The 24,343-nt window shown below is 58.3% G+C and carries 21 protein-coding genes; 7 read left to right on the top strand and 14 right to left on the bottom strand.

Annotated features, from left to right (window positions below):
• Nucleotides 1-240: 240 nt before the first annotated feature.
• From HK23_RS04430 to HK23_RS04390, 9 genes are all read right to left on the bottom strand, one after another.
• Nucleotides 241-408: a DUF1328 domain-containing protein gene (locus HK23_RS04430; protein ID WP_043551274.1), complete on the bottom strand. Its 168-nt coding sequence runs from the start codon at nt 406-408 to the stop codon at nt 241-243.
• Nucleotides 409-531: 123 nt separating this feature from the next.
• The gene (locus HK23_RS04425; protein WP_086653025.1) at nt 532-1,296 is read right to left on the bottom strand and encodes a hypothetical protein; all 765 of its coding nucleotides are present in this window, start codon (nt 1,294-1,296) and stop codon (nt 532-534) included.
• 117 nt (nt 1,297-1,413) lie between these two features.
• Nucleotides 1,414-2,991, bottom strand: coding sequence for a bifunctional phosphoribosylaminoimidazolecarboxamide formyltransferase/IMP cyclohydrolase (purH, locus tag HK23_RS04420; protein WP_086653024.1), 1,578 nt, complete (start codon nt 2,989-2,991; stop codon nt 1,414-1,416).
• 93 nt (nt 2,992-3,084) lie between these two features.
• The gene (gene trmB / locus HK23_RS04415; RefSeq protein WP_086653023.1) at nt 3,085-3,798 is read right to left on the bottom strand and encodes a tRNA (guanine(46)-N(7))-methyltransferase TrmB; all 714 of its coding nucleotides are present in this window, start codon (nt 3,796-3,798) and stop codon (nt 3,085-3,087) included.
• A 14-nt stretch (nt 3,799-3,812) separates the two neighbouring features.
• A complete protein-coding gene (gene metK / locus HK23_RS04410) occupies nt 3,813-5,000 on the bottom strand; it encodes a methionine adenosyltransferase (RefSeq protein WP_086653022.1) in 1,188 nt (395 codons plus the stop codon).
• A 287-nt stretch (nt 5,001-5,287) separates the two neighbouring features.
• Entirely contained in the window at nt 5,288-6,082 is a 795-nt protein-coding gene (dapB, locus tag HK23_RS04405; protein ID WP_179193793.1) for a 4-hydroxy-tetrahydrodipicolinate reductase, read from the bottom strand.
• 100 nt (nt 6,083-6,182) lie between these two features.
• Nucleotides 6,183-7,331 carry a molecular chaperone DnaJ gene (gene dnaJ, locus HK23_RS04400; RefSeq protein WP_063907662.1) on the bottom strand — a complete coding sequence of 383 codons (1,149 nt, stop codon included), beginning with the start codon at nt 7,329-7,331 and terminating at the stop codon, nt 6,183-6,185.
• A gap of 153 nt (nt 7,332-7,484) precedes the next feature.
• The gene (gene dnaK, locus HK23_RS04395; RefSeq protein WP_063907663.1) at nt 7,485-9,398 is read right to left on the bottom strand and encodes a molecular chaperone DnaK; all 1,914 of its coding nucleotides are present in this window, start codon (nt 9,396-9,398) and stop codon (nt 7,485-7,487) included.
• 201 nt (nt 9,399-9,599) lie between these two features.
• On the bottom strand, nt 9,600-10,199 hold the full coding sequence (locus tag HK23_RS04390; RefSeq protein WP_086653021.1) for a nucleotide exchange factor GrpE: 600 nt from the start codon (nt 10,197-10,199) through the stop codon (nt 9,600-9,602).
• 198 nt (nt 10,200-10,397) lie between these two features.
• Between HK23_RS04390 and HK23_RS04385 the strand changes: the two genes are divergently transcribed.
• Together HK23_RS04385 and HK23_RS04380 are read left to right on the top strand one after the other, a co-directional pair.
• On the top strand, nt 10,398-11,111 hold the full coding sequence (locus HK23_RS04385; RefSeq protein WP_063907665.1) for a response regulator transcription factor: 714 nt from the start codon (nt 10,398-10,400) through the stop codon (nt 11,109-11,111).
• A 9-nt stretch (nt 11,112-11,120) separates the two neighbouring features.
• Nucleotides 11,121-12,896 (top strand): sensor histidine kinase, encoded by a 1,776-nt coding sequence (locus HK23_RS04380; protein WP_256940071.1) that lies wholly within the window; start codon nt 11,121-11,123, stop codon nt 12,894-12,896.
• A gap of 2 nt (nt 12,897-12,898) precedes the next feature.
• Here the strand turns inward: HK23_RS04380 and HK23_RS04375 are convergent, their stop codons facing one another.
• Nucleotides 12,899-13,270, bottom strand: a complete 372-nt coding sequence (locus HK23_RS04375; RefSeq protein WP_086653020.1) for a Rid family hydrolase — start codon at nt 13,268-13,270, stop codon at nt 12,899-12,901.
• 246 nt (nt 13,271-13,516) lie between these two features.
• On the opposite strand from HK23_RS04375, the gene rapZ reads away from it, so the two are divergent.
• Both rapZ and HK23_RS04365 read left to right on the top strand, forming a co-directional pair.
• Nucleotides 13,517-14,500, top strand: coding sequence for an RNase adapter RapZ (gene rapZ, locus HK23_RS04370; protein WP_086653019.1), 984 nt, complete (start codon nt 13,517-13,519; stop codon nt 14,498-14,500).
• Between the two features lie 187 nt (nt 14,501-14,687).
• Nucleotides 14,688-15,995: a mechanosensitive ion channel family protein gene (locus tag HK23_RS04365; RefSeq protein ID WP_086653037.1), complete on the top strand. Its 1,308-nt coding sequence runs from the start codon at nt 14,688-14,690 to the stop codon at nt 15,993-15,995.
• Between the two features lie 24 nt (nt 15,996-16,019).
• Here the strand turns inward: HK23_RS04365 and HK23_RS04360 are convergent, their stop codons facing one another.
• On the bottom strand, nt 16,020-17,060 hold the full coding sequence (locus HK23_RS04360; protein WP_086653018.1) for a sulfate ABC transporter substrate-binding protein: 1,041 nt from the start codon (nt 17,058-17,060) through the stop codon (nt 16,020-16,022).
• A gap of 629 nt (nt 17,061-17,689) precedes the next feature.
• Here HK23_RS04360 and HK23_RS04355 point away from each other — a divergent pair.
• A complete protein-coding gene (locus HK23_RS04355) occupies nt 17,690-19,210 on the top strand; it encodes an alginate export family protein (RefSeq protein ID WP_143217478.1) in 1,521 nt (506 codons plus the stop codon).
• Between the two features lie 7 nt (nt 19,211-19,217).
• Here HK23_RS04355 and HK23_RS04350 read toward each other — a convergent pair whose 3' ends face one another.
• Nucleotides 19,218-19,823 (bottom strand): YqgE/AlgH family protein, encoded by a 606-nt coding sequence (locus HK23_RS04350; protein ID WP_063907669.1) that lies wholly within the window; start codon nt 19,821-19,823, stop codon nt 19,218-19,220.
• A gap of 155 nt (nt 19,824-19,978) precedes the next feature.
• Here HK23_RS04350 and HK23_RS04345 point away from each other — a divergent pair, with 155 nt between their 5' ends.
• Nucleotides 19,979-20,875, top strand: a complete 897-nt coding sequence (locus HK23_RS04345; RefSeq protein WP_086653017.1) for a polyphosphate kinase 2 family protein — start codon at nt 19,979-19,981, stop codon at nt 20,873-20,875.
• Nucleotides 20,876-20,893: 18 nt separating this feature from the next.
• A complete protein-coding gene (locus HK23_RS04340) occupies nt 20,894-21,391 on the top strand; it encodes a DUF3465 domain-containing protein (RefSeq protein WP_086653035.1) in 498 nt (165 codons plus the stop codon).
• A gap of 61 nt (nt 21,392-21,452) precedes the next feature.
• Here HK23_RS04340 and clpA read toward each other — a convergent pair whose 3' ends face one another.
• Nucleotides 21,453-23,798 (bottom strand): ATP-dependent Clp protease ATP-binding subunit ClpA, encoded by a 2,346-nt coding sequence (gene clpA, locus HK23_RS04335; RefSeq protein ID WP_063907670.1) that lies wholly within the window; start codon nt 23,796-23,798, stop codon nt 21,453-21,455.
• A 152-nt stretch (nt 23,799-23,950) separates the two neighbouring features.
• Nucleotides 23,951-24,331 (bottom strand): ATP-dependent Clp protease adapter ClpS, encoded by a 381-nt coding sequence (gene clpS / locus HK23_RS04330; RefSeq protein WP_063907671.1) that lies wholly within the window; start codon nt 24,329-24,331, stop codon nt 23,951-23,953.
• Nucleotides 24,332-24,343 lie beyond the last annotated feature (12 nt).

The following is a 24,343-nucleotide window of genomic DNA, read 5'->3' as shown; positions in this document are numbered from 1 at the left end:
GGCGGGTTTCCGTGCTTCCGGAAAAGGCTCGACACGGAGGATAGTCCCCGCCACGATCATGACCTTTTCAAAATCTGACCAGACAATCTGTTCCATAGGGTCCCCTTTTGCGCCTGAAATCCTAAGTTTTTTAAACACCCTCCTTAAGGGCAGGCCCATAAAAAAAGCGTGTGGCCTGATAAGACCACACGCTTCTCTGTTTTTAACCAGCCTTGAAAGACCTCTTAGCCAAACCCTGAACTATCTGGGTGTGCGACCAAAGAAGAAGCTGACCACCAGCAGCACCACAAAAATAAACAGCAGAATTTTAGCAACACCAGCAAAGCTGGAGGCGGCACCGCCAAACCCGAACAGGGAGGCAATCAGCGCCAATATCAGAAAGGTCAGAACCCACCGTAAAATAGCCATCTCGTCTCTCCTTAAGAACGCCGCAGGTGCTCCAGAAGAGCACTGCGGCTTTGCGCTTCCCCCAATCCAACGCAGGAAGACTCAAAAAGTTCTCTCGGTTTAGAAACGAGACAGACCAGCCTGTCAGTGACCTTCAGAACCCGGAATAATGTCATACCCGGCACTTCCCGGAGCCGGACCCGGCGGAGGCGCATTGCCAACAGCAACCCCGACCATCTGGTTGGAAGCCGGGCCGATTGCTCGCGCATCGATGGCGACACCCAGTTCCCCGCTGCTGCCCGTGCCAACGGCATAGAGCATCTGACCGGGCTTGAGCCAGGCAGCAAGACGCGTTGCCTCACGCGGCGGGAGATAAATAACGGAATGATCTTTCAGGACCGCGCCATTCAACTGGCCGTCCAGATCATAAAGCGGCATCCAGACTTCGCCATGCAGCACCAGATCCGGGCCTGCAATCATCTCGGTGGACTGGCGGGGCATGGCAATAAAGGTGTCCTGCATACCCCGGCCACGCGGGCTGGTGAGGCCGAAGGCCCGGATAATGGGCAGCGTGCGGCCCTTCAGGCCACGAATATCCACTGTATCACCGGGTTTGATCAGACCGGCCAGCGTATGGCCCTGATCCGGGGAGATGAACACCTGTGTGCCATCATGCAGGATGAAGCCCGTGACGCTGCCGTGGGAAGAAGGCAAAAACTGCATCACCTGCCCGCTAAAATGCGGCAGGCCTGAAAGGTCATAAACCCCGTCAGCTTCCTTTTCCGTCACCGTCTGGTGAGAGGCAAAACTGGCCGCACTCTGCTGCCCGGCGGGTGCCTTATGGGCAGGTGCTGCGAAGGCCACAGAAGAAGCCAGAAGGAAAGCTGGAAGGGAAAGCAGATGGCGCATGGATCAACCAATTAGAGAAGTCTGGCCTGAGGCATTACAGACCTCAGGCCAGAATAAGGAAGACTTTGCGCCATTGTTCGTCAGGAACGCGCGTCCGGCAAGAGCCGGAAAAGCGTGTCAGTGGCGGAAATGACGCATACCAGTGAAGACCATGGCAATTCCCGCAGCATCCGCCGCAGCAATCACTTCATCATCCCGGATAGAGCCACCCGGCTGAATCACCGCGGTCGCACCGGCAGCCACAATGGTTTCCAGCCCGTCGGCAAACGGGAAGAACGCATCAGACGCCGCCACAGAACCCTGCGTAAGCGGTGCATCCAGCCCGGCTGCCTTAGCCGCTTCCCCGCTTTTGCTGGCGGCGATGCGGGCAGAGTCAACACGGCTCATCTGGCCTGCGCCAATGCCGACCGTGGCATCGTTTTTGGCATAGACAATGGCGTTGGACTTCACGTGCTTAGCCACACGGAAGGCAAACATCAGGTCTTCCATTTCCTGCGCGGACGGAGCGCGCTTGGTCACCACACGCAGGGACTCGGGTTTGATCTGCCCGTTATCCCGCGTCTGGGCCAGAAAACCACCGGCCACAGACCGCACAACCACACCAGAAGCCGCAGCATCAGGCAGACCGCCCGTCAGCAGCAGACGCAGGTTTTTCTTGCGGGCCAGAATGGCTTTCGCCTCTTCATCCGCATCCGGGGCGACGATAACCTCGGTGAAAATACCAGCGATTTTGGTTGCCGTTTCCGCATCCAGCGTGCGGTTGAGCGCCACAATGCCGCCAAAAGCGGAGACCGGGTCACACCGCAGCGCGTTGTCCCAGCAGGCAGACAGCGTGTCACCCACAGCCACGCCACACGGGTTGGCGTGTTTGACGATAACGACAGCCGGACGGTCAAACTCGGCCACGGCTTCAAACGCCGCATCGGTATCGTTGATGTTGTTGTAGGAAAGCGCCTTGCCCTGCACCTGCACAGCCGTTGCGACGCCGGGGCGCGTGCTGCCATCCTTGTAGAACGCGGCCTGCTGATGCGGGTTTTCACCATAGCGCAGCACTTCCGCCCGCTGGCCAGCCAGCACAAAGCGTTCCGGCAGCGTGTCCTGTGCCTGCGCGGCAAACCATGCGGCAATGGCGGCATCATAAGCAGCAGTGCGGGCATACGCAGCGCCTGCATAAGCGCGGCGCTGTTCAAGCGTGCTGCCACCCTGCCCCAGAGCATCAATCAGCCCGGCATACTGGGCCGTATCGGTCAGCACCACCACATGGCCGTGGTTTTTGGCTGCCGCACGGATCAGCGCGGGGCCGCCAATATCGATATTTTCAATGCAGTCTTCAGCGCCAGCGCCGGAAGCTACCGTTTTTTCAAACGGGTAGAGATTGACTGCGACCAGATCGATCGGAGCGATCTTGTGCTCTTCCATCTGCGCGACATGAGCTGGCAGATCACGCCGACCAAGAATGCCGCCGTGGATCTGGGGCACGAGCGTTTTCACGCGGCCATCCAGAATTTCCGGGAACCCGGTGTGATCAGACACCTCGGTAACCGGAAGACCAGCTTCACGCAGCGCGCGGGCAGAGCCGCCTGTGGAAAGGATTTCCGCACCGTGCGCAACCAGCGCGCGACCGAGGTCAAGAAGCCCCGTTTTGTCGGAAACAGAAATTAACGCGCGGCGCACGGGTTGCGTCGTCTGGCTCATGGGCGGACCTTTCGCACGGCTAAACCTGATTTCAAAGCGGCTCATTAGCCAACAAGCCGCCCAAGGGCAACCTTACCGCCCCGGAAAAGGGTCTCAACGGCGCGTAAAGGTCCAGTAGAGCGGCTGGCGGCCAGCAGCGATTGCTTTGGCTTCATAACGGGTGGGGAACCAGCCTTCCGGCCGTTCAGAAACGGGCAGGGGGGCTTCAAAAAACGGCTGGGCAGCCATGACTTCCTCAACCCATGCCTGATAGGTCGGATCATCACTTGCCACGCGCCACACAGCACCGGGCTTGAGCACACGCGCCACAAGGCTCACGTTTTCCGGGTGCATGAAGCGCCGTTTGGCGTGGCGAGCCTTGGGCCACGGGTCCGGGAACATCAGGAACAACCGGTCCACAGAAGCATCGGGCAGTGCACGCAGCAGTACGCGGGCATCATCATCCCACAGGCGCAGCATGTCTGGGATGGCGGATGTGGCTTCTTCTCCAACCGGCACAAAGCGGGTCAGGAGAGAACACAGGCCGTTATCAAAAACTTCTGAGGCAATATAGCCAACATCGGGGTGGGCATTATGCTGCCCGACCACGTGTTCCCCACCGCCAAATCCGACTTCAAACCAGATTTGCTGTGGTGGGCGGCCAAAGGCTGTGGCCGGGTCCGCTGCGCGATCCAGCGGAAAGCGCAGGCGGGGCAGCGCCTCGTCTAAAAGGCGCTGCTGACGGGGACGCAGAGAATGGCCGCGCGGCCGCCCGTAAAGTCGTTCGGGCGACGGCTTAACGTCCGGTCCGCGTACTTCCTCCGTCATCGTGTCGTCTGACCTTAGCGGTTGAAGGCGCCACGCAGGGCATCCACCAGATCGGTGCGCTCCCACGTAAAGTCATCACGCGCATCATCCGGTGTACGGCCAAAGTGCCCATATGCAGAGGTCTGTGCGTAAATCGGACGGTTCAGACGCAGGTGCTTACGGATACCGCGCGGGGAGAGATCCATGACCTCACGCAGCACAGAACCCAGACGGGCTTCGTCCACATCCTTGCCAGTACCATCCAGGTCCACATAAACAGACAGCGGATGAGACACGCCAATGGCGTAGGAAACCTGAAGCGTGCAACGCTCTGCCAGACCAGCGGCCACAACGTTTTTGGCCAGATAGCGGCAGGCATAGGCTGCGGAACGGTCAACCTTTGTGGGGTCCTTACCGGAGAATGCACCGCCGCCATGCGGAGCTGCACCACCATAGGTGTCCACAATGATCTTACGACCCGTCAGACCGCAGTCACCATCCGGACCACCGATGACGAAGATACCGGTCGGGTTGACGTAGAATTCGTCTTCCGGCGGCATCCAGCCTTCCGGCAGCACGTTACGCACAATGTCACCCAGTTCTTCACGCAGCTTCTTCTGGCTCACGCCTTCGTCATGCTGAGTGGAGATCACCACGGACGTGGCGCCAACGGGGCGACCGTTGGAATAGCGCAGTGTGACCTGGCTTTTGGCATCCGGCTGCAAGCCTGCTGCACGCGGGTCACCCGCACGGCGCAGATCACGAATTTCATGCAGGATGCGGTGTGCATAATAAATGGTGGCCGGCATCAGAGTGTCGGTCTCGGTAGACGCGTGACCGAACATGATGCCCTGATCGCCAGCGCCTTCATCTTTCTCGCCAGCGCTGTCCACGCCCACTGCAATATCAGCAGACTGGGCATGCAGGTAGTTGGCTGCATCCGCCGTACGCCAGGAGAAGCCTTCCTGATCGTAACCAATGTCCTTCACCGCATCGCGCGCTGCCTGAATCAGGCCTTCGGATGTGATGGAAGAAGGGCCGCGAACCTCGCCAGCCAGGATGATCCGGTTTGTGGTCACCATGGTTTCACAGGCCACGCGGGCTTCCGGGTCCGCTGCAAGATAAGCATCCAGAACAGTATCGCTGATCCGGTCCGCAACCTTGTCGGGATGACCTTCGGAAACAGATTCCGAAGTGAACAGGAAATCGCCGTCTTTACGCATGATGGTGCCGTCTGCCCCACGCACTAGTGAATTAGGAATTGTGACCGCCACCTTAAGAAAAGGCGACGGGACCGTGTGGCGGAATAGTGGCCGATGGTCAAGTGTATTGCGGCTATGCAGCCATCAGGACCATAGTTCTGCCGGCCTGCAGCACGTATTTTTCCAGTATCCGCCCGACCCTATTCTGCGGTGCAGACCGCAGAATTCAGCCCTTTAGAAGCGGATAAAAGAAAAAATCACGATTAAAAATGTAAATAAGGGCAGCACTTAAAAAAAGTGCAATGCGTTCAGCAGGGCGGCAGGCCCAGCACCTCTTCCATCCCGTAATAGCCAGCCGGACGGTCCTGCACCCAAAGGGCTGCGCGCACTGCACCCGTGGCAAACACGCGACGGTCAAACGCCCGATGTGTCAGGGTGATCTGCTCATCCGCAGAGGTAAACAGAACCTCATGCTCCCCCACAATCTGGCCGCCCCGGAGTGCCGCAAACCCGATAGCTCCCGGCTTGCGCGGGCCTGTATGCCCATCACGCCCGCTTTCCTTCACGTCGGCCAGCACGACGCCGCGACCTTTCGCCACGGCCTCGCCAATCGCCAGCGCGGTGCCGGACGGCGCATCCACTTTCTGCCGGTGGTGCATTTCTACAATCTCAGCATCGTAAGACTCGGCAGGAAGCGCCTGCCCCATCATCTGCGCCAGACGACGAACCAGCGTGACGCCTGCAGAAAAATTGGCCGCATGCACAACCCCGATCGTCTCCGCTGCCTTCAGGACGGCCGCCTGCTGGGCGTCTGAAAGGCCGGTCGTGCCCAGCACCCACGCAGTGCCCTGCTCCGCTAAAGCCTGCGCGTGGGGGACCACAGTGTCCGCATGGGTGAAATCAATCACCACATCACTCACCGCGGCCAGACCGGCCATATCCGTAAACAGGGGCAGCCCGTCCGGTAGGCCGGTCGCCTGAGCTTTATCACGCACGGTGCCGCCTGCCAGCACAGCGCCTGCGGCCTGCACTTCTTCCACCAGCAAGCGGCCCACACGGCCCGTAATCCCTGCAATGCCGATGCGCAGCTCATGATTTGTCATGCGGAAAAGCCCTTCTTTTTACAGACACCATACCAGAAAGCCGGACACATAAAGTGCCCGGCTTTTGGAGAAAACCATCAGGGAGACGACGAACGCAGTCTCAGCCTTTATTTTCGAAAAAATCCCGAACGCGTGCGAAGAAGCCCGTATGTTCGGGGCTGCCTTTCACGTTCTCACCGGCTTCTTTTTCAAACTCTTCCAGCAGCTCTTTCTGGCGTTTGTTCAGATGCTGCGGGGTTTCCACCGTCACCTGAATATACATATCGCCTCGTGCGCTGGAGCGCAGAACGGAGAAGCCTTTGCCACGCAGGCGGAAATGCGCGCCTGTCTGCGTGCCAGCCGGGATTTTGACCTTGGCGCGGTTTCCATCAATCACCGGCACTTCAATTTCTGTGCCCAGAGCAGCCTGCCCCATACGGAGCGGCACGCGGCAATAGATATTGGCCCCGTCACGCTGGAAAATCCCGTGCTCTGAAACAGAGACGTGGACATAGAGATCGCCCGCCGGCACACCCTGCCCGCCAGACTCGCCCTCGCCCGTAATGCGGATACGGGTGCCATCTTCCACACCGGCCGGGATCTGCACAGCGAGGGTCCGTTCTTTTTCGACCGTCCCTTCCCCATGGCAGACCTTACAGGGGTCTTTCACAACGCGACCAGCCCCGTGACAGGTCGGGCAAGGCCGTTCCACCACAAAGAAGCCCTGCTGCGCCCGTACCTTGCCCGCACCATGGCAGCTCGGGCAGGTTTCCACACCGGATTCACCGGCGTTGGAGCCGGTACCGTGGCAGGACTCACACGCTACGCGCGTGATGATCTTTACGTCCTTTTTCACGCCGGAGAAGGCTTCTTCCAGCGTGATTTCAACATGAGTCTGGATATCGTTACCCGTGCGGGCACGGCCACCGCCACGGCGGCCACCCATCATGTCACCAAACATCTGCTCGAAGATGTCGCCCAGACCGCCACCGCCGCCAAACCCGTTAAAGTCAAAGCCGCCGGGGCCACCGCCGCCGCCATTTTCAAAGGCAGAATGGCCAAACCGGTCATATGCTGCGCGCTTCTGCTCATCTTTCAGGACGTCATACGCCTGATTGATTTCCTTGAACTTGGCTTCAGCTGCTTCATCGCCCGGATTACGATCCGGGTGATATTTCATGGCCAGTTTACGATAAGCCTTCTTGAGTTCATCGGATGAAACCGTCCGGCTAACTTCAAGAATTTCGTAATAATCAATCTTGGTGGCCATGGAAGTCCTCTTGCAGGAAACTGCCTTTTACAAAAGCGCAGCAGATGTCTGAAAATGACAAACGGCGCCCGCCTTCCAGGAAGCGCGGACGCCGGAGAAAAAAGCCGTCACCACCCTGCATGATGCAAGGTGGCAGCGGGTTAAAGCGTCCGATCAGGACTTTTTGTCGTTCACGTCTTCAAAGTCCGCATCGACGATTTTTTCGTCGTTCGGCTTGGCACCAGCAGCACCGGCTTCACCTTCCGGTGCGCCTTCACCAGCCTGACCAGCTTTGTAGACGGCTTCACCAACCTTCATGGCAGCCTGCGTCAGACGATCGCTGGCGGTCTTGATGGCTTCGGCATCGGTGCCTTCCAGAGCGGTTTTGACAGCGGCAATCGCGCTTTCAGCTTCCGTCTTGTCAGCAGCCGGCACTTTGTCACCAGATTCCGTCAGAGACTTTTCGACCTGATGCACGAGGCTTTCTGCGTTGTTCCGCACTTCAACCTGTTCGCGCTTGGCTTTATCGGCTTCAGCATTCGCTTCAGCGTCTTTCACCATCTTGTCGATATCGCTGTCGGACAGACCACCGGACGCCTGGATCTTGATCTGCTGTTCTTTACCGGTCGCCTTGTCCTTAGCGGACACGGACACAATGCCGTTGGCGTCGATATCGAACGTCACTTCAATCTGCGGCACGCCGCGCGGAGCCGGAGCAATACCCGTCAGGTCGAAGTTCCCCAGCAGCTTGTTATCAGCCGCCATTTCACGTTCGCCCTGATAGACCTTAATGGTCACAGCGTTCTGGTTGTCTTCCGCCGTGGAGAAGGTCTGGCTCTTCTTGGTCGGGATCGTCGTGTTCCGGTCGATCAGACGGGTGAAGACACCACCCAGCGTTTCAATACCCAGAGACAGCGGCGTTACGTCCAGAAGCAGAACGTCTTTCACGTCACCCTTCAGAACGGCACCCTGAATAGCAGCACCAATGGCGACCACTTCATCCGGGTTCACGTTACGGGCCGGGTCTTTACCGAAGAACTGCTTAACAGCTTCGATCACCTTCGGCATACGGGTCATACCACCGACGAGGATGACTTCATCCACTTCGGAAGCAGACACGCCAGCGTCTTTCAGAGCGGCCTTACAGGGTTCCAGCGTGCGCTGGATCAGGTCATCAACAAGGCTTTCCAGCTTGGCGCGGGTCAGCTTCAGCACCAGATGCTTCGGACCGGAAGCGTCAGCGGTGATGAACGGCAGGTTGATTTCCGTTTCCTTGGAGGAAGACAGTTCGATCTTCGCCTTTTCAGCAGCTTCCTTCAGGCGCTGCAGAGCCAGCTTGTCAGACCGCAGGTCAATGCCCTGCTCACGTTTGAACTCGTCAGCCAGATAACCGATGATGCGGTTATCGAAGTCTTCACCACCCAGGAACGTATCACCGTTGGTAGATTTCACTTCGATCACGCCGTCAGAGATTTCCAGAACGGAAACGTCGAACGTGCCGCCACCAAGGTCATACACAGCCACCGTGCCGCCGCTTTTCTTTTCCATGCCATAAGCAAGGGCAGCAGCCGTCGGTTCGTTGATGATACGCAGGACTTCAAGACCAGCGATACGACCGGCATCTTTGGTGGCCTGACGCTGGGCATCGTTAAAGTAAGCCGGAACCGTAATCACGGCCTGCGTTACTTTTTCACCGAGGTAAGCCTCAGCGGTTTCTTTCATCTTGCCGAGCACGAAAGCGGAAATCTGAGAGGGGGCATAGCTCTTGCCGCGCGCCTCGACCCATGCATCGCCATTATCGCCTTTGACGATGGCGTAGGGGACCATTTCCTTGTCTTTCTGGACGGTCGGATCGTCATACCGGCGGCCGATCAGACGCTTGACAGCGTAGAGCGTGTTGGCCGGGTTGGTCACAGCCTGACGTTTTGCAGCCTGCCCGACCAGCATTTCACCACCTTCGGTGAATGCAACCATGGACGGGGTGGTGCGGGCGCCTTCGCTGTTTTCAATAACGCGGTTTTCGTTACCTTCACGCACTGCAACGCAGGAGTTGGTCGTGCCAAGGTCAATACCGATAACTTTACTCATGTCTGCTCCTTTAAGCGACCCGGTCTGGCCCGAAGCACCGGACGGGGTCCTATCTCTTCCGGCCTGCTTTCACACTGAAAACCGGCCATGAATGTTAAGCCTGATGTATGGTGCCCCAAAACCTCTTTCAAGGTCCAGACACCGGGCGGGAAACAATTTTTTCCACCTCCCGCCCGGTATCCGGGGCACCACGGGCCGGATTTATTCTTCGGCCTTGGCCACCACGACCATAGCCGGCTTCAGCAGGCGGCCATGCAGCGTCCATGTGGGGGTCCAGGCCTGCATGACCGTTCCCGGTGCATGGTCAGCGCTGGGCTGTTCCGCCATGGCCTGATGCAGGTTGGCGTCAAATGCCTTGCCGGACGGGTCATCACACTTGATGCCGTGCCGTTCCAGAATGGAGATGAAGGACCTTTCGGTGCTTTCAATCCCTTCACGCATCTTGGTGATGACGGTATCTTCCCCTTCCTGCGCAGGCGGCAGGCTGGAAAGGGCGCGGCGCATGTTTTCAGCGGCTTCCACCACATCCCGCGCAAATTTCTGCACAGCATACTGGCGGGCATCGTCCACATCGCGCTTGGCGCGGGTGCGCAGGTTCTGATTTTCAGCCTCAGAACGCAGCCACTTCTCTTTCATCTCGGCAGCTTCCTGCTCGAGCTCGGCAATGCGCTGCTCGACGGGAGACTGCTCGGTTGCCTGTTCTGCCCCGGCTTCGGCGGCGTCCTGAGGCGGGGCGACGTGGTCGGACGCAGCCGGTGCGGCCTGCGTCTCAACCTGTGTGGGATCTGTATCTTGGGTCATGCTTCAAGAAGTAAGCAACGTGATGGGACGCGACAAGACCCGCAACGCCTGCCATGCTGATTTTGCAACCAATTTTACACGCGCGCCGGCACGTGCTCAAAAATTGGACAGACTGGAAACCGTTGCCCATAGCGCACCGGTGCGGATACGCGTATGCTGACTGGCTTGCGCTGACCGCGAGGAAGGAAAACGCACACCATGGCAGACCGCACCAAGCAGACGATCGCTCTGGTTGATGACGACCGTAATATCCTGACATCGGTCCAGATGACTCTGGAGGCGGAGGGTTTTAACGTCCGCACCTATACGGATGGCGAATCGGCTCTTCAGGGCCTGACAGCCTATCCGGTTGATCTGGCCGTTCTGGACATCAAGATGCCCCGCATGGATGGCATGGAACTGTTGCAGCGCCTGCGGGCCCGCTCCCATCTGCCGGTGATCTTCCTCTCCTCCAAGGATGAGGAAGTTGACCAGCTGATGGGCCTCCGGCTGGGCGCGGATGACTATATCACCAAGCCCTTCTCCCAGCGCCTGCTGCTGGAACGGATCCGCGCCCTGCTGCGCCGGAACGAAGCCAGCCGGGCAGAAGCCAGCGGCGCACCGGCTGGCGGCGCACTGGTGCGCGGCGCCCTCTCTCTGGATGAGTTGCGCCATAAATGTACATGGAACGGGGAAGACGTGCCGCTGACGGTCACGGAATTTCTGCTGGTCAAGACGCTTGCCATGCGCCCCGGCCTCGTCAAATCCCGCGATCAGCTGATTGATGCCGCCTATGGTGACACGGTGTACGTGGATGACCGCACCATCGACAGCCACATCAAGCGTGTGCGGAAAAAATTCCGGCAGGTGGATGACAATTTCAATCAGATTGAAACGCTGTACGGCATTGGCTACCGCTATAAAGAAGACTGAGACCGGCGCATGACCAGCCGGAAACGCATGTCTGTCTCGTCCACCCTGTCCTCCGGGCTGCGGCGTATCCGCATTCCCGGTCAGGCTCCGCGCAAGGGTGGGGTGGAAGCCACAGCTGCTTATGAGGCCTCCCGCACACGGCTGATCTCCCCGCTCATGCGGCGTATCATGCTGGTCAATGTGCTGCCTCTGGTGCTGCTGGCCATCACCATGCTGTTCCTCAACCAGTTTCGGAACAGTCTTCTGGCAACGGAAGTCACAGGCCTGCGAGAACAGGCTCGTATTTATGCGGGCGCGCTGGGGCAGATTGCCGTGCGCAGCAATCATCATGGTACCGGGCCGGACGGGTTCACGCTTGAATCCACACTGGCCCGCCCCCTGCTGCTCCGACTGACTGAACCCAGCCCCAACGCCCATGCCCGCCTGTTTGGCCCGGACGGCCAGTTACTGGCCGATAACCTCGCCGACCAGCCAGATGGACTGCCGCGGCCGCCCCCACCCACCCGTTCCGATGAGCATCAGCCGCCGCCGTTTCATCGGCTACACCCGCCACCGGGTGTGTATGAACGGCTTCTGACCTGGCTCTGGAGCAGCCACAGTTCCAGCATTGTCACATTGGACACCAATGAGGCGGACATTCCGGCAGACCCGGCCCGCCCCACGGACGCCAACGGCACGTTCTCCCGCCCTCCGCCGGAAGCCCCGCCCTATATCCGGCGCACGGCGAATGGCCGGCTGATTATCACGGTCGCCGAACCAGTCATTCATGAAGGGCGGACGGTTGGCATTATTCAGCTCACCCGCGCGGCTTCTCAGGTTGATCGCGCGCTGTTTGCCATCCGCTCTTCCATCCTTTCCCTGTTCCTGATGGTGCTGGTCATTACCGTGCTGCTCTCATGGTATCTGTCGCTCACCATTGCCCGCCCGCTGCTGCGGCTGGCGGCGTCAGCACAGATCATGCGCGAGTCCTCGGGCCGCACCGGCACCGTGCCTGCCCGCCTGCTGGCCCGTCGGGATGAAATTGGGGATCTGGCCCGTGCGCTTCAGGCCAGTGCACAGGCTTTGTGGAAGCGGATGGACGCCATTGAGCGTTTTGCAGCGGATGTCAGCCACGAGATCAAGAACCCGCTTTCCTCCATCCGCTCGGCCATTGAAACTCTGCTGCGGATTGAAGACCTCAACCAGAAGCGTCGCCTGCTGACTATTATCAATGATGACGTGCTGCGTCTGGACCGACTGATTACCGATATTTCTGACGCCAGCCGACTGGATGCCGAAATGTCCCGCGCCCAGACGGAGGCCATCTCGGTTGTACCGCTCCTGTCTGTTCTGGCAGAAATCCATCAGGCCACCCGTAAGGAGGGTGAACCGATTATCCTGACGCATAGCGAAGGGGATTCACCTGAACATCCGCTCCGGGTTCTGGCAGTGGAAGATCGTCTGGTGCAGGTGCTGCGCAACCTGATCGGCAACGCCATTTCCTTCTCCCCGCCCAATGGCCGCATTCTTCTGGAAGCTGCGCCGGTGGGGAATATGGTGGCACTGTCCGTCTCGGATGAAGGACCGGGCATCCCTCAGGCCAAGCTCGATTCCATTTTTGACCGTTTTTATTCCGAACGACCCAAGGAAGAGCATTTTGGCCAGCATTCCGGTCTGGGCCTGTCGATCAGCCGCCAGATTGTGGATGCCCTTCACGGCACCATTTCGGTGGAAAACCGGCATGATGCACAAGGACACATTGCCGGGGCGCGCTTTACGGTCCGGCTACCCCGCGTGGTGGCCTGAGGTCAGACCGGCCCCAGCTCAACACCCAGTTCAAACTCGATTTTGACGTGGGGATTGGAAAATTTCTTCACCCACATCAGCGTCACGGATGGGGAAATGGCGGAAAAAACATGCCGCAGGGTGGGGAAACAGGACGGAAAATCCCGCGTGTCGGACACCAGATAGGTCACCCGCGTTACATCCTGCATGGAATAGCCATAATCGGCCAGCAGAGTGGCTCCTGCATCCAGAGCAGCGCGACACTGCTCGGCAATGCTTTCGCCTTCCGGATGTGGCGCACAAAGGCCGGAGATTTTGAGACCCCCGGAAATGCGCTCTACTCTGGCGTGCGGCCCAGACCGATGATCTGCACTGTTTTGAACGGTATTCCCCATGGCCTCAAAGCATACTGCGACGCCCTAACGGACGGCAAATTTCTCTTTCGTAACAAACAAATAACTTAAAATCTGGTATAGTCCAGCCGTTTTGCTCTGCAGCATCTACCGGCTTCCATGCGCGGTTGTGTGTTGCGCACTGGTGATGGACCGGAGCATAATGCAGCCACGGATGTCAGGGAAAGGCTTTATTCAGGCCTCTGACGGATCCAGAGGCGTCACGACACTGAAGGGGAAACAGCTGTAATGCGCACGGTGGATGATACCCTTGTCCCACGCCGCATCCTGCTGGTCTCTGGCCTGTCTGGTGCCGGAAAATCTTCCATTCTGCGGATTCTGGAAGATCTTGATCATGAAGTGATCGATAATCCCCCGCTTGGCATGCTGGACGATATTGTCGCCCGCGCCGAACGCCCGGTTGCAATTGGTGTGGATTCCCGCACCCGTGGGTTTGATGCCTCCGCCGTGCTGGAAGCGCTCGCCCGCCTGCGTATGAACCCCAATCTGCGGGTGGAACTCATTTACGCCACAGCGGAAGAAAGCGTGCTGCTGCGCCGCTATACCGCCACGCGCCGCCGCCATCCGCTGGCCCTGCATGGCAGCATCAAAGAGGGCATCGAGGAAGAAACCGCCCTCACTGCCCCGCTCCGTGCCGCAGCTGATCTGGTGATTGATACCTCCGACATGCCGCCTCCTGAGCTGCGCCAGTTTGTAGAAAGCCGCTTTAGCCCGTGGGAAGGGGCCGGAGGTGAAGGGCTGACGGTGGCCCTGATGTCCTTCGCCTATCCGGCAGGCCTTCCGCGTGAGGCGGATATTGTGCTGGATGCGCGCTTCCTGAGAAATCCGCATTACGACCCGGCGCTGGCCCCCAAAACCGGGCTGGACGCTGATGTAGCCGCCTATGTGGCCGAAGACAGCGATTATCTGCCGTTTTTGAACCAGATTCACGGCCTGCTCCAGCTCGTCCTGCCGCGTTTTGTGCAGGAAGGCAAAAAATATGCTACTATTGCCATCGGCTGTTCGGGCGGACGCCATCGGTCTGTGACACTGGTGGAAGCTCTGGCCAAACGGCTTTCCGCGCCAGATGGCATGGGAAACTATCAGGGGTCTGGCCAGTGGCCGATCATGATCATGCATCGGGAACTTGCCCGGCTTGGTCTGGGCACATGGCGGTGGGCACGCAGGCCTGCTGAACCCGTTAAAACAGAACCGGCCTCTCCGGTTTCCTGATCCGCCCCGGCGCCCCGCGCGCCAGCCTTTGGGGCCGCGTCCCGCAGTATCGGGCACGCACAGCTAAACTCATCCGCTCGTCATGCGTTTTTACCGCAAGGGAAAGCGCAAGGCGCTTTCGCGCAGCCAGCCTCTTTTCGGTCTGATGCTGTTCATTGTCTTATTTGAGGATAATTTCTCTCTTTTCATGTCTATTTCAGAAACGGCCCTGACACACGACCCGCTTTCCAGAACAGTTCAGAACCAGCTGACCCCCGCGGTCACCTTTTTCAGAAGCTGGCTGAGCTGGCTTCCTGCGTCCCTCGTCTCCCTGCTGGTGCTGTTTCTGGTTGGACTGGTGGCGGCCATGCTGAGCAGGCTGGTGACGGACCGTATTCTGATGCGCATTCCCGGCGCGCGACGGGGCGCATTTGTCCGCTCGCTTACCAAATCTCTGCGGCGGCCTGTCCGGCTGACCGTGGTTATCATGGCCATGGGGCTGGCGCTTCCGGCCTGCGGCCTGCATGGGGACCTGCTGGACAGTGTGACCCACCTGCTGCTCATGACCTTTGTCGCCGTGATGGGATACGGCACCATCGTCACGGTTCGGCTGGTTTCCGATGCCTATCTCTCCCGCTTTACGGAAGCGGATCAGGATGACGATATTCTGGCCCGTAAGCATGCCACACAGGTCCGCCTGCTGCGGCGGGCAGCGGAAATCCTGATCGGCATGCTGACCGTCAGCGCCGAGCTGATTACCTTTGAGCCGGTGCGGGAATATGGGCTGAGCCTGTTTGCCTCGGCAGGGGCGGCGTCTCTGATTGTTGGTCTGGCCGCGCGCCCCATTCTGGCCAACCTGTTTGCCGGCGTGCAGATTGCCATGACCCAGCCTATCCGCATGGGCGATCTCATCGCCTTTCAGGGTGACTGGACCTGGGTGGAGGAAATTACGTCCACCTATGTTGTTCTGCGGTCATGGGACTGGCGGCGGCGCATTGTGCCCATCGCCTTTTTTCTGGATACACCGTTTGAAAACTGGACCTACAATTCTGCGGAACTGATTGGTGCAGTCTATCTCTATGTCGATTACCGCACCCCCATGGACCGCCTGCGCAGCAAGCTGGAAGACATTGTGCGCGCCTGCCCGCAATGGACGGGCAAGGACTTCAGCGCACAGGTGGCGGATTGTAATGACCAGACCATGATGATCCGCGTGACAGCCAGCGCCCGCACAGCCATTCGCAGCTGGGATCTGCGCTGTGAAATTCGAGAAAAAATTATTCAGTGGATGTGTGAGGAATGCCCGGAAGCCCTGCCCCGCAACCGGTTTGCGCTGGCTCCCGTGGGCGTGGGGGAACAGCAGCAGCCTATTCCGTTCTCCCCCATGTCCGCTCCCGGTGCCATGCCCTATGGCCCGTTCAACGCGCCTCCGGCGTGGGGCGCAGCAACGGCTCCTGCGGGAAGAGCCATGCCGGATATGGCCCCTCCACCGCCGTCTGCTTTCAGGCCTTTATAATCCGCACAGAGAACGGGCGCCGTGTTAGCCCTGTGAAATCTGGTCGAACACGCCGCCTTCACTAAAATGCTTTTTTTGGACGGCGGCCCAGCCACCCAGACTGGCGATATCGAACGTTTCAACCTTGGGGAAACGCGCCGTGTTTTCCGCAGCCACAGCCGCATCAACCGGGCGGAAATAATGCTTTGCGCCAATCCTCTGCCCTTCGGGTGAGAACAGGAAATTCACGTACGCCTGGGCCTGAGCCTGCGTGCCATGTTTGGCAACATTACTGTCCACCACAGCAACTGGCGGTTCGGCCAGAATGGTCAGTTTTGGCACCACGAGGTCAAACTGATCCGGCCCGATATCCTTCGTTGCCAGCAGGGCCTCATCCTCCCACGCCAGCAGGACATCCCCCAGACCACGCTGCACAAAGCTGTTTGTGGCCCCACGCGCGCCGGTATCCAGCACGGGCACATGGCTGAACAGGGCTTTCAGATACGCCCGCGCCGCCTCTTCCGACCCACCGGGCTGCTTCAGCGCCCAGCCCCATGCGGCCAGATAATTCCAGCGTGCGCCACCAGAGGTTTTCGGGTTGGGGGTCACGACCTTGACGTCATCCCGCACCAGATCACTCCAGTCCTGAATCTTTTTGGGATTTCCCTTGCGCACCAGAAACACAATCGTGCTGGTATAGGGTGTGGCATTATGCGGCAGGCGTGTCTGCCAGTCTGCCGCCAGCAAGTTATGCTGCGCCAGAATATCAATGTCATAAGCCAGGCCCAAGGTGACCACATCTGCCGGAGCCCCTTCCAGCACAGACCGCGCCTGCGCGCCGGACCCGCCATTGGAGGTGCGGACAAATACTGACTCACCGGGATGCGCCTTGGCCCAGAAGGCCGCAAACGCACGGTTAATCTCGGCATACAGCTCCCGCGTCGGGTCGTAGGACACATTCAGCAGCTGCGCGCTTGCTGCGGAAGAGGATGAGGCCCACAGCCCTCCCCCGGCAACAAGCCCGCCAGCCAGAGAGGCTGCCCCCAAAAAGGAGCGCCGGGATAGAAGGGGGGATTTATGTGTCATTCCAGTCTCTCCGCACTACCAGAAGCCTTGCCTGACCGACCGATCACACACAGCACGGCTCCTCATATATTTAATTCACGATATCATGCGCGTTAATTTTCCTGACAGCAATATACATTTTATTTCGTTTTTTAAATTTCGCTTTTTCATTTTATTCTCCCACCACATTCCAGCACGAAAAATTGAAGATTTTTCTGCACTAGAAACAAGATGACAGCACCACATGGCACCCCAATCCGGCTGAAAATTTAATACGATATTTTATCGTTTCCTATATTGCGATTTTTATCGTGTTATGTTTAATTCACAAAATACGAATTAATTTAGTGTTTATGAGACTTCTCATAATCCCGGCTGTCCGCTCCTTTCTGGAAAATCTCATGGTTCGCCTCAGCTCTCACGCCTTGTTCGCCGGGAAACCGGGCTTAAACCACGCACTCCTGCTCGCTTCTGCTGTGGCGTCTTCCGCTCTTTCGCTGTCCTGTGCCCTGGCTGAACCGGGAGCTGTCTCTCCGGCGGCACCCAAGGCAACCACGCAGAAAAATGCGGGCCAGTCCTCCTCTGTCTATCTGCCGCAGGACCGTGAGCGTATTGTGGTGAAGCCCTCTGCCAGCCAGCCCCCTCCGCCCATGCCGCCCGTGGTCCTGTATCCCCATGCCAACCCTGTTGGACAGCCTGTCCGGACAACAGGTGTGCAGGGGCGTGTTTCCGGGCATCAATATGACTGGGGCGTGTTTAACCGTGGCAATGGTGAGGCCGCAGGTTTTGGCCCGGTTGGCGAATATGGTGTCGCCCCCTGGGCGGAAGACTGGAGCCGCCTGCGCGACAAATCCAAACGGAAAGACCCGTTTGATCTGATTAAATATATTGCGTTGAATGAAAGTGGCTCAATATGGCTCAGTTTTTCAGGGGAGACACGCCTGAGAAACTGGTTTGAAAGCCGCCCTAACCTCGGCACACAGCATAATAATGATTCCGGGCGCTTTGCCGTGCGCAACCTGTATGGCGCAGACCTGCATCTGGGGTCCCACGTCCGCCTATTCGGCCAGCTCGTCAACGCCGATGCCGCAGGCTGGAACGGCTATGGGTACGGCAGCACCTACCGCAAACGTCTTGATGCCCAGCAGGCTTTTATTGAAACGAAATGGTCCATGCTGGGGGCCAAAAGCGGTTTCATGTTCGGACGGCAGCAGTTTCTGGATGCCCCCTCTTACATGCTGTACAACCGGGAAACGCCCAACGTCCCGCTCTCATGGAACGGTTTTCGCGCTTATATGGTCTGGCCACGCATCCGCATTGATGGCTGGGACTTTGTGCAGACCAATGACAGCCAGAACAAGATGTTCCACGATACGGAAAACTATAATACCCGCCTGTATGGTTTCAACATGACATGGGCACCCCCGGATGGGCGCTTCATGGGGGACAGATACAACTCCTTTCTGGATGTGTTTTATGTGGGTTACAAACTCTCAGGTTCATCCGGAGCAATTGCCACAGCCAAAGGCAGCCAGAACGGGTCCAACACACGCAACAATTTTGGCGTACGCTGGCATGGCATTGCCGGACCGTTTGAATTTTCTCTTGGTGGCATCTGGCAGGGCGGCGTCTTCAAATACGCCAAGACCAATCAATCCAGAAACGTGAATGCCTATGCGCTCAATACGCTGGTAGGCTACCGTATTCCGCATGATCGCTTTCATACGTTCGCAGGATTGCAAACGGATGTGTATTCAGGCGGCAATGCGCGCAAAACGTCCGGGGCGATTGGCACCTACATCTCGCCTTTCAACCCCCAGACCAACTATCTGGACACTACAACGTATATGACAGGTTCAAACCTGATCAGCGTTGCTCCGCTCATCCGTGCAACATTTTTCAAATCTCTCAGCTTTCAGGTCAAGTATCCGCTTTTCTGGCGCTACAGCCCGAATGATCCTGTTTACAAATCCTCCGGCTCTTACAGCTTCCCTTATCAGTTTAAGGGGAAGTTTGTGGGCATGGCTCCGCAGGCGTCTCTTGCCTGGCAGATCAACACGCATCTCTCCTGGACGCAGTATGTCTCGCGCTTCATGACGTCCAACGCCCTGAACCGTGCCGGCGGCTCCAGCGGCACCTATTACCAGTCCAACTTCGTCTTTCGCTTTTAAGCCAGCCTCAGGCGTGACCGGCGCGTCCGGTCAGCCGAATGGGGTCGATATTGATCGAGGCCAGAGCCTGCCGCCATTTGGCGGCATGGTCATGCCCGAACACAATCTCACGGCTGGCGGGCGCCAGCAGCCATGCGTCATGCTGGAAAATTTCCTCTTCCAGCTGCCCGGCCTCCCAGCTTGCATGCCCCATGGCTAACAGGGCATCCCGCGGGCCACCACCCTCGGCAATCTCCTTCAGCACATCCAGGCTGGCAGTCAGCGTGGCCGAACCTGTGACCGGCATACTGCCCTCGCCTTTCCAGTCGGACGAATGCAAAACAAAACCACGCGTATCTTCCAGCGGGCCTCCGGCACACAAGCCTAGCCGCCGCAACGGCGGCGCCGGAGCAATTTCCAACTGTTCAAGCAGGTCTTCAAAGCCCGGTTTGGGCAGACGACGGTTAATGACCAGACCCATCGCCCCCTCTCCCGAGGCATGTGCGCACAAATATATGACACTTCTGTCAAAAGGGGTTACGCTGAGGGCTGGCGTTGCCACCAGAAGCAGGCCGGTTAACGTCCCGCCGGGGCGGACTGAGCGTTCAAGAAGGGAAATATGCGGAAAAGCCATAGGGTGCATATGTGGTGCCCGCGTTTTTTTAGCAACCTTTTCAGCGTGGGTCTGCCTGATTTCAGGCCCTGACCATTTGGCCTTTGTGGCCCGTCTTATCACCCTCCGCCCTCAGACGTGCCTGTGGGCAGGAAAGAGAATGAAGAAGCAGATTTATGAATAAACTCGCTAAATTCCTGCGCGCTCTGGACAGCTACCACGTTACTGATGGAGACAAATTCGATCTCAGTAAATTCAACCCGGATGATGATGGTAATCTCGGACTGACCAAGGAAGACGGCGCCAAGCTGCTCAAGACAGTAAAGGAGCAGTTGCAGGAATTACAGGATCTGCTCTACGCCAACCAGACCAGTTCCATGCTGATTATCCTGCAAGGGATGGATGCTGCGGGAAAAGACGGCACCATCAAGCATGTGATGTCCGGCGTGAACCCGCAGGGCGTCACCGTCACCTCCTTCAAGCAGCCCGGTCCGGCAGAACTCCAGCATGGATTTTTGTGGCGTATCCACGCCGCAGCGCCGCAGGTTGGCCGCATCGCGATTTTCAACCGCAGTCAGTATGAAGATGTGCTGGTCACCCGGGTGCACCCGGAAATTCTGGACCACGAGCATCTACCCGGGCCAATCAACACGCCGGAATTCTGGAAAGGCCGTTACAGCGATATCCGCCATCTGGAACACTACCTGAACCGGCAAGGGACGATTGTGCTGAAATTCTTCCTGCATATTTCCAGAGAAGAACAGCGCCAGCGCCTTCTGGAACGGCTGGACGTGCCGGAAAAACGCTGGAAATTCTCCCCCTCTGACATGCATGAGCGGGAATACTGGGACGACTATACCAAGGCCTATCAGGACGCCATTGCCGAGACCGCGCGCCCGCATGCACCGTGGATTGTGGTGCCCTCCAACCATAAATGGTATGCCCGGCTTGTGGTGATTGGGGCGATTATCCGCGCCCTGAAGGGGCTAAATCAGACAGCCCCGAAGCCTGATCCGGAAGTCTCCAAATCTCTGGATGACTATCGCGCCCGCCTGATGGCTGAGAAAAAGTAAAAGGTCCTGTTGTTTATGATGGCATATTCCCGCCTGCTTCCTGCCGCTGCTCTGCTGCTTGCAGGCCTTACAAGCCTGACACCGCCGGCACAGGCCCGCAGCAGACATACCGAAAGGACTGATGTCGCCCAGACTGTCTCCCCCACCTGCGACAATCAGGATTTTCTGTCCAAACAGCTCGCTTTTGAAAATGGCGGGGCCAGAACAGACACCCCTGTGCATATCTGCGGGAGCGTGCTGGCTGTCAGCCCCAAAGCGCAGCACACCCGTAGCGGCTGGCATGGTTATTTCTATCTTGCTGTAACGCCCACGGTGTCCATCCGTATTGTCTCGGGGCTGGATGAAATGCACGCCCCGGCCTGGCCGTGGGTCAACAAAGGGGATCAGGTGGAAGTCGTTGGCCGCTACTATTACGATTCCATCCGCCGGCAGGGCGTGGACTGGACGCATCACGGCACCGGCAGATCCTGGCATGTGCCGGGCTACGTGACTGTAAATGGCACGCGCTACGAATAAAAAAACGGCCCGTCTGACTATCCAGACGGGCCGTTTCCTTTTGTCTTAATCATAAGCCGGATCAGTCGGCGGCTTCTTCTTCCCGCTCATTGCCGGCCTCATCTTCTTTTGCACTGCCAGATGTTTTGGTCGGCAGGATATCGAACACGAGTGCGTCGTTCTTCAGGCCGATCTTCACAGCGCCGCCCTTAGTCAACTTGCCAAACAGCAGTTCTTCAGCCAGCGGCTTCTTGATGAACTCCTGAATGACACGCCCCAGCGGACGCGCACCGTAAAGCCGGTCATACCCACGCTCTGCCAGCCACTCCTTGGCTGCGGAAGAAAGCTCGATGGTCACGTTACGGTCTGCAAGCTGAGCTTCCAGCTGAAGCACAAACTTCTCGACCACGCAGCCCACCGTTTCCGGCGTGAGGTTGGCAAACGGGATAATGGCATCCAAGCGGTTGCGGAATTCCGGGGTGAACAGGCGTTTGATTGCCTCCTCATCTTCCCCTTCCCGCGCATCCCGACCAAAGCCGATCGCTTCCTTGCTGAGGTCAGAGGCCCCGGCATTGGTGGTCATAATCAGGATGACATTCCGGAAGTCGACCGTCTTGCCGTTATGGTCCGTCAGCCGCCCGTGGTCCATCACCTGCAGCAGCACGTTGTACAGGTCCGGGTGGGCTTTCTCGATTTCATCCAGCAACAGGACTGCATGCGGATGCTGGTCGATGGCATCGGTCAGCAGGCCACCCTGATCAAACCCGACATAGCCCGGAGGAGCCCCCAGCAGACGCGAGATGGAGTGCCGCTCCATATATTCGGACATGTCAAAGCGGATCAGCTCAATCCCCAGCGTGGTGGACAGCTGGCGCGCCACCTCGGTTTTCCCTACGCCTGTAGGACCGGAGAAGAGATAGTTACCAATCGGCTTTTCAGGGTCACGCAGCCCGGCACGGGACAGCTTGATCGCCGCAGAGAGCGTATCGATCGCCTGATCCTGCCCGAACACCATGCCCTTCAGGTCGCGCTCCAGAGACCGCAGCACTTCCTTGTCATCCGCCGAGATGCTCTTGGGCGGAATGCGCGCAATGCGGGCAATGATGTCTTCCACGTCCTTCAGGTTGACGGTTTTCCGCCGCCGCCCTTCCGGCTGAAGCATACGGGACGCACCGACCTCATCAATCACGTCAATCGCCTTATCCGGCAGCTTGCGGTCATGAATATATTTGGCCGATAGCTCCACCGCCCCACGAATGGCGTCATCCGTGTAGCGCACCTTGTGGTGCTTTTCGTAGCTGCTCTTCAGGCCGCGCAGAATTTTGACGGCATCATCCACACTCGGTTCCGGCACATCAATTTTCTGGAACCGGCGCACCAGTGCGCGGTCCTTTTCAAAGTGCTGGCGGAACTCTTTATAAGTCGTGGAGCCAATGCACCGCAGCGTTCCCGCAGCCAGTGCAGGTTTGAGCAGGTTGGACGCATCCATCGCCCCGCCAGACGTCGCCCCGGCGCCGATGACCGTGTGGATTTCATCAATAAACAGGATGCCGTGCGGGTCCTGATCCAGCTCCGTCACCACAGCTTTCAGGCGTTCTTCAAAATCCCCACGGTAGCGGGTGCCAGCCAGTAGCGCCCCCATATCCAGAGAATAGATGGTGGCCTTCAGCAGCACTTCCGGCACGTTGCCTTCCACAATGCGGCGGGCCAGCCCTTCGGCAATCGCTGTTTTGCCCACACCCGGATCGCCCACATACAGCGGGTTGTTCTTGGTGCGGCGGCACAGGATCTGGATGGTGCGTTCAACTTCCTCATCACGCCCGATCAGCGGATCGACCTTACCGGCTTCCGCCTTGGCGTTGAGATTGACGCAATACGTCGACAGCGCATCCTGATTTTTCTGGGTGCGTGCTTCACCGCGTTCAGAGTCTTCACCCTTTTCAGGGCCGGAATTGTTGCCGGTGCCCGTTACAGGGCGGCGCGTTGAACGGTCCGGTGCCTTGGCAATACCGTGAGAAAGGAAATTGACAGCATCCAGCCGCGTCATGTCCTGCAACTGCAGGAAATACACAGCATGGCTTTCACGCTCGGCAAACAGGGCCACGAGCACATTGGCCCCGGTCACTTCATCCCGCCCGGTGGACTGTACATGAATGGCCGCACGCTGAATCACGCGCTGGAACGCGGCCGTTGGTTTGGGTTCGGTCGGGCGGTCTGAGGCCAGCCCGGCCAGATCTTTATCAAGAAAACCTGTCAGATCGGTGCGCAGGCGTTCAAGATCAACACCGCACGCCCGGAACACCGTTACGGCGTCCGCATCATCAACCAGGGCAAGCAGCAGGTGCTCCAGCGTGGCATATTCATGATGCCGCTCGCCGGCCAGAATAAGTGCCCGATGTAGCGTCTGCTCAAGATTGCGTGACAACATGACGAGACGCTCCTTTCCCCAGATGCCCGGAATGGTGTGGCTTAACCGCCGCCCTGTCCGGGACCTTCACATCATATTTGGCTGCTTTGCGAGGAATTGCGAGTCACAACTGCACAAAAAATGGAGCCTGTGCTTTTTCTGCTGCTCCGCACTCAGTCCTTTTCAAGCGTGCATTGCAGCGGATGCTGGTTCTGGCGGGCCAGATCCATCACCTGTGTGACCTTGGTTTCGGCCACCTCATACGTAAAGACACCACACACGCCTACACCGCGCTTGTGCACGCTGAGCATGATGGTGGTGGCTTCATCCCGAGTCTTCTGAAAGAAACGCTCAAGCACATGCACGACAAATTCCATTGGCGTGTAGTCATCATTGAGCATCAGAACCTTATACATGGCGGGCTTGCGCGTTTTAGGACGCGCCCGCACCACCACGCCAACGTCGTTCAGATCATCACCCGAATCGGCCCCCCCGGCATCACGCCGTGACGGCCCGTTGCCCGCATGCAGGACTGAAAAATGACGCGATACCATCGGGCTAGAACT

It is taken from the genome of Acetobacter malorum (assembly GCF_002153605.1).
Lineage (GTDB): Bacteria > Pseudomonadota > Alphaproteobacteria > Acetobacterales > Acetobacteraceae > Acetobacter > Acetobacter malorum_A.
The sequence above is the reverse complement of the archived record's forward strand: the minus strand, read 5'-3'. Positions and strand labels throughout refer to the sequence as shown.

Bases quoted from the DNA above. Each gene is read 5' to 3' on its own strand.
- HK23_RS04430 (WP_043551274.1), bottom strand. From the start codon at position 408: ATGGCTATTTTACGGTGGGTTCTGACCTTTCTGATATTGGCGCTGATT.
- HK23_RS04425 (WP_086653025.1), bottom strand. From the start codon at position 1,296: ATGCGCCATCTGCTTTCCCTTCCAGCTTTCCTTCTGGCTTCTTCTGTG.
- purH (WP_086653024.1), bottom strand. From the start codon at position 2,991: ATGAGCCAGACGACGCAACCCGTGCGCCGCGCGTTAATTTCTGTTTCC.
- trmB (WP_086653023.1), bottom strand. From the start codon at position 3,798: ATGACGGAGGAAGTACGCGGACCGGACGTTAAGCCGTCGCCCGAACGA.
- metK (WP_086653022.1), bottom strand. From the start codon at position 5,000: ATGCGTAAAGACGGCGATTTCCTGTTCACTTCGGAATCTGTTTCCGAA.
- dapB (WP_179193793.1), bottom strand. From the start codon at position 6,082: ATGACAAATCATGAGCTGCGCATCGGCATTGCAGGGATTACGGGCCGT.
- dnaJ (WP_063907662.1), bottom strand. From the start codon at position 7,331: ATGGCCACCAAGATTGATTATTACGAAATTCTTGAAGTTAGCCGGACG.
- dnaK (WP_063907663.1), bottom strand. From the start codon at position 9,398: ATGAGTAAAGTTATCGGTATTGACCTTGGCACGACCAACTCCTGCGTT.
- HK23_RS04390 (WP_086653021.1), bottom strand. From the start codon at position 10,199: ATGACCCAAGATACAGATCCCACACAGGTTGAGACGCAGGCCGCACCG.
- HK23_RS04385 (WP_063907665.1), top strand. From the start codon at position 10,398: ATGGCAGACCGCACCAAGCAGACGATCGCTCTGGTTGATGACGACCGT.
- HK23_RS04380 (WP_256940071.1), top strand. From the start codon at position 11,121: ATGACCAGCCGGAAACGCATGTCTGTCTCGTCCACCCTGTCCTCCGGG.
- HK23_RS04375 (WP_086653020.1), bottom strand. From the start codon at position 13,270: ATGGGGAATACCGTTCAAAACAGTGCAGATCATCGGTCTGGGCCGCAC.
- rapZ (WP_086653019.1), top strand. From the start codon at position 13,517: ATGCGCACGGTGGATGATACCCTTGTCCCACGCCGCATCCTGCTGGTC.
- HK23_RS04365 (WP_086653037.1), top strand. From the start codon at position 14,688: ATGTCTATTTCAGAAACGGCCCTGACACACGACCCGCTTTCCAGAACA.
- HK23_RS04360 (WP_086653018.1), bottom strand. From the start codon at position 17,060: ATGACACATAAATCCCCCCTTCTATCCCGGCGCTCCTTTTTGGGGGCA.
- HK23_RS04355 (WP_143217478.1), top strand. From the start codon at position 17,690: ATGCCGCCCGTGGTCCTGTATCCCCATGCCAACCCTGTTGGACAGCCT.
- HK23_RS04350 (WP_063907669.1), bottom strand. From the start codon at position 19,823: ATGGCTTTTCCGCATATTTCCCTTCTTGAACGCTCAGTCCGCCCCGGC.
- HK23_RS04345 (WP_086653017.1), top strand. From the start codon at position 19,979: ATGAATAAACTCGCTAAATTCCTGCGCGCTCTGGACAGCTACCACGTT.
- HK23_RS04340 (WP_086653035.1), top strand. From the start codon at position 20,894: ATGGCATATTCCCGCCTGCTTCCTGCCGCTGCTCTGCTGCTTGCAGGC.
- clpA (WP_063907670.1), bottom strand. From the start codon at position 23,798: ATGTTGTCACGCAATCTTGAGCAGACGCTACATCGGGCACTTATTCTG.
- clpS (WP_063907671.1), bottom strand. From the start codon at position 24,331: ATGGTATCGCGTCATTTTTCAGTCCTGCATGCGGGCAACGGGCCGTCA.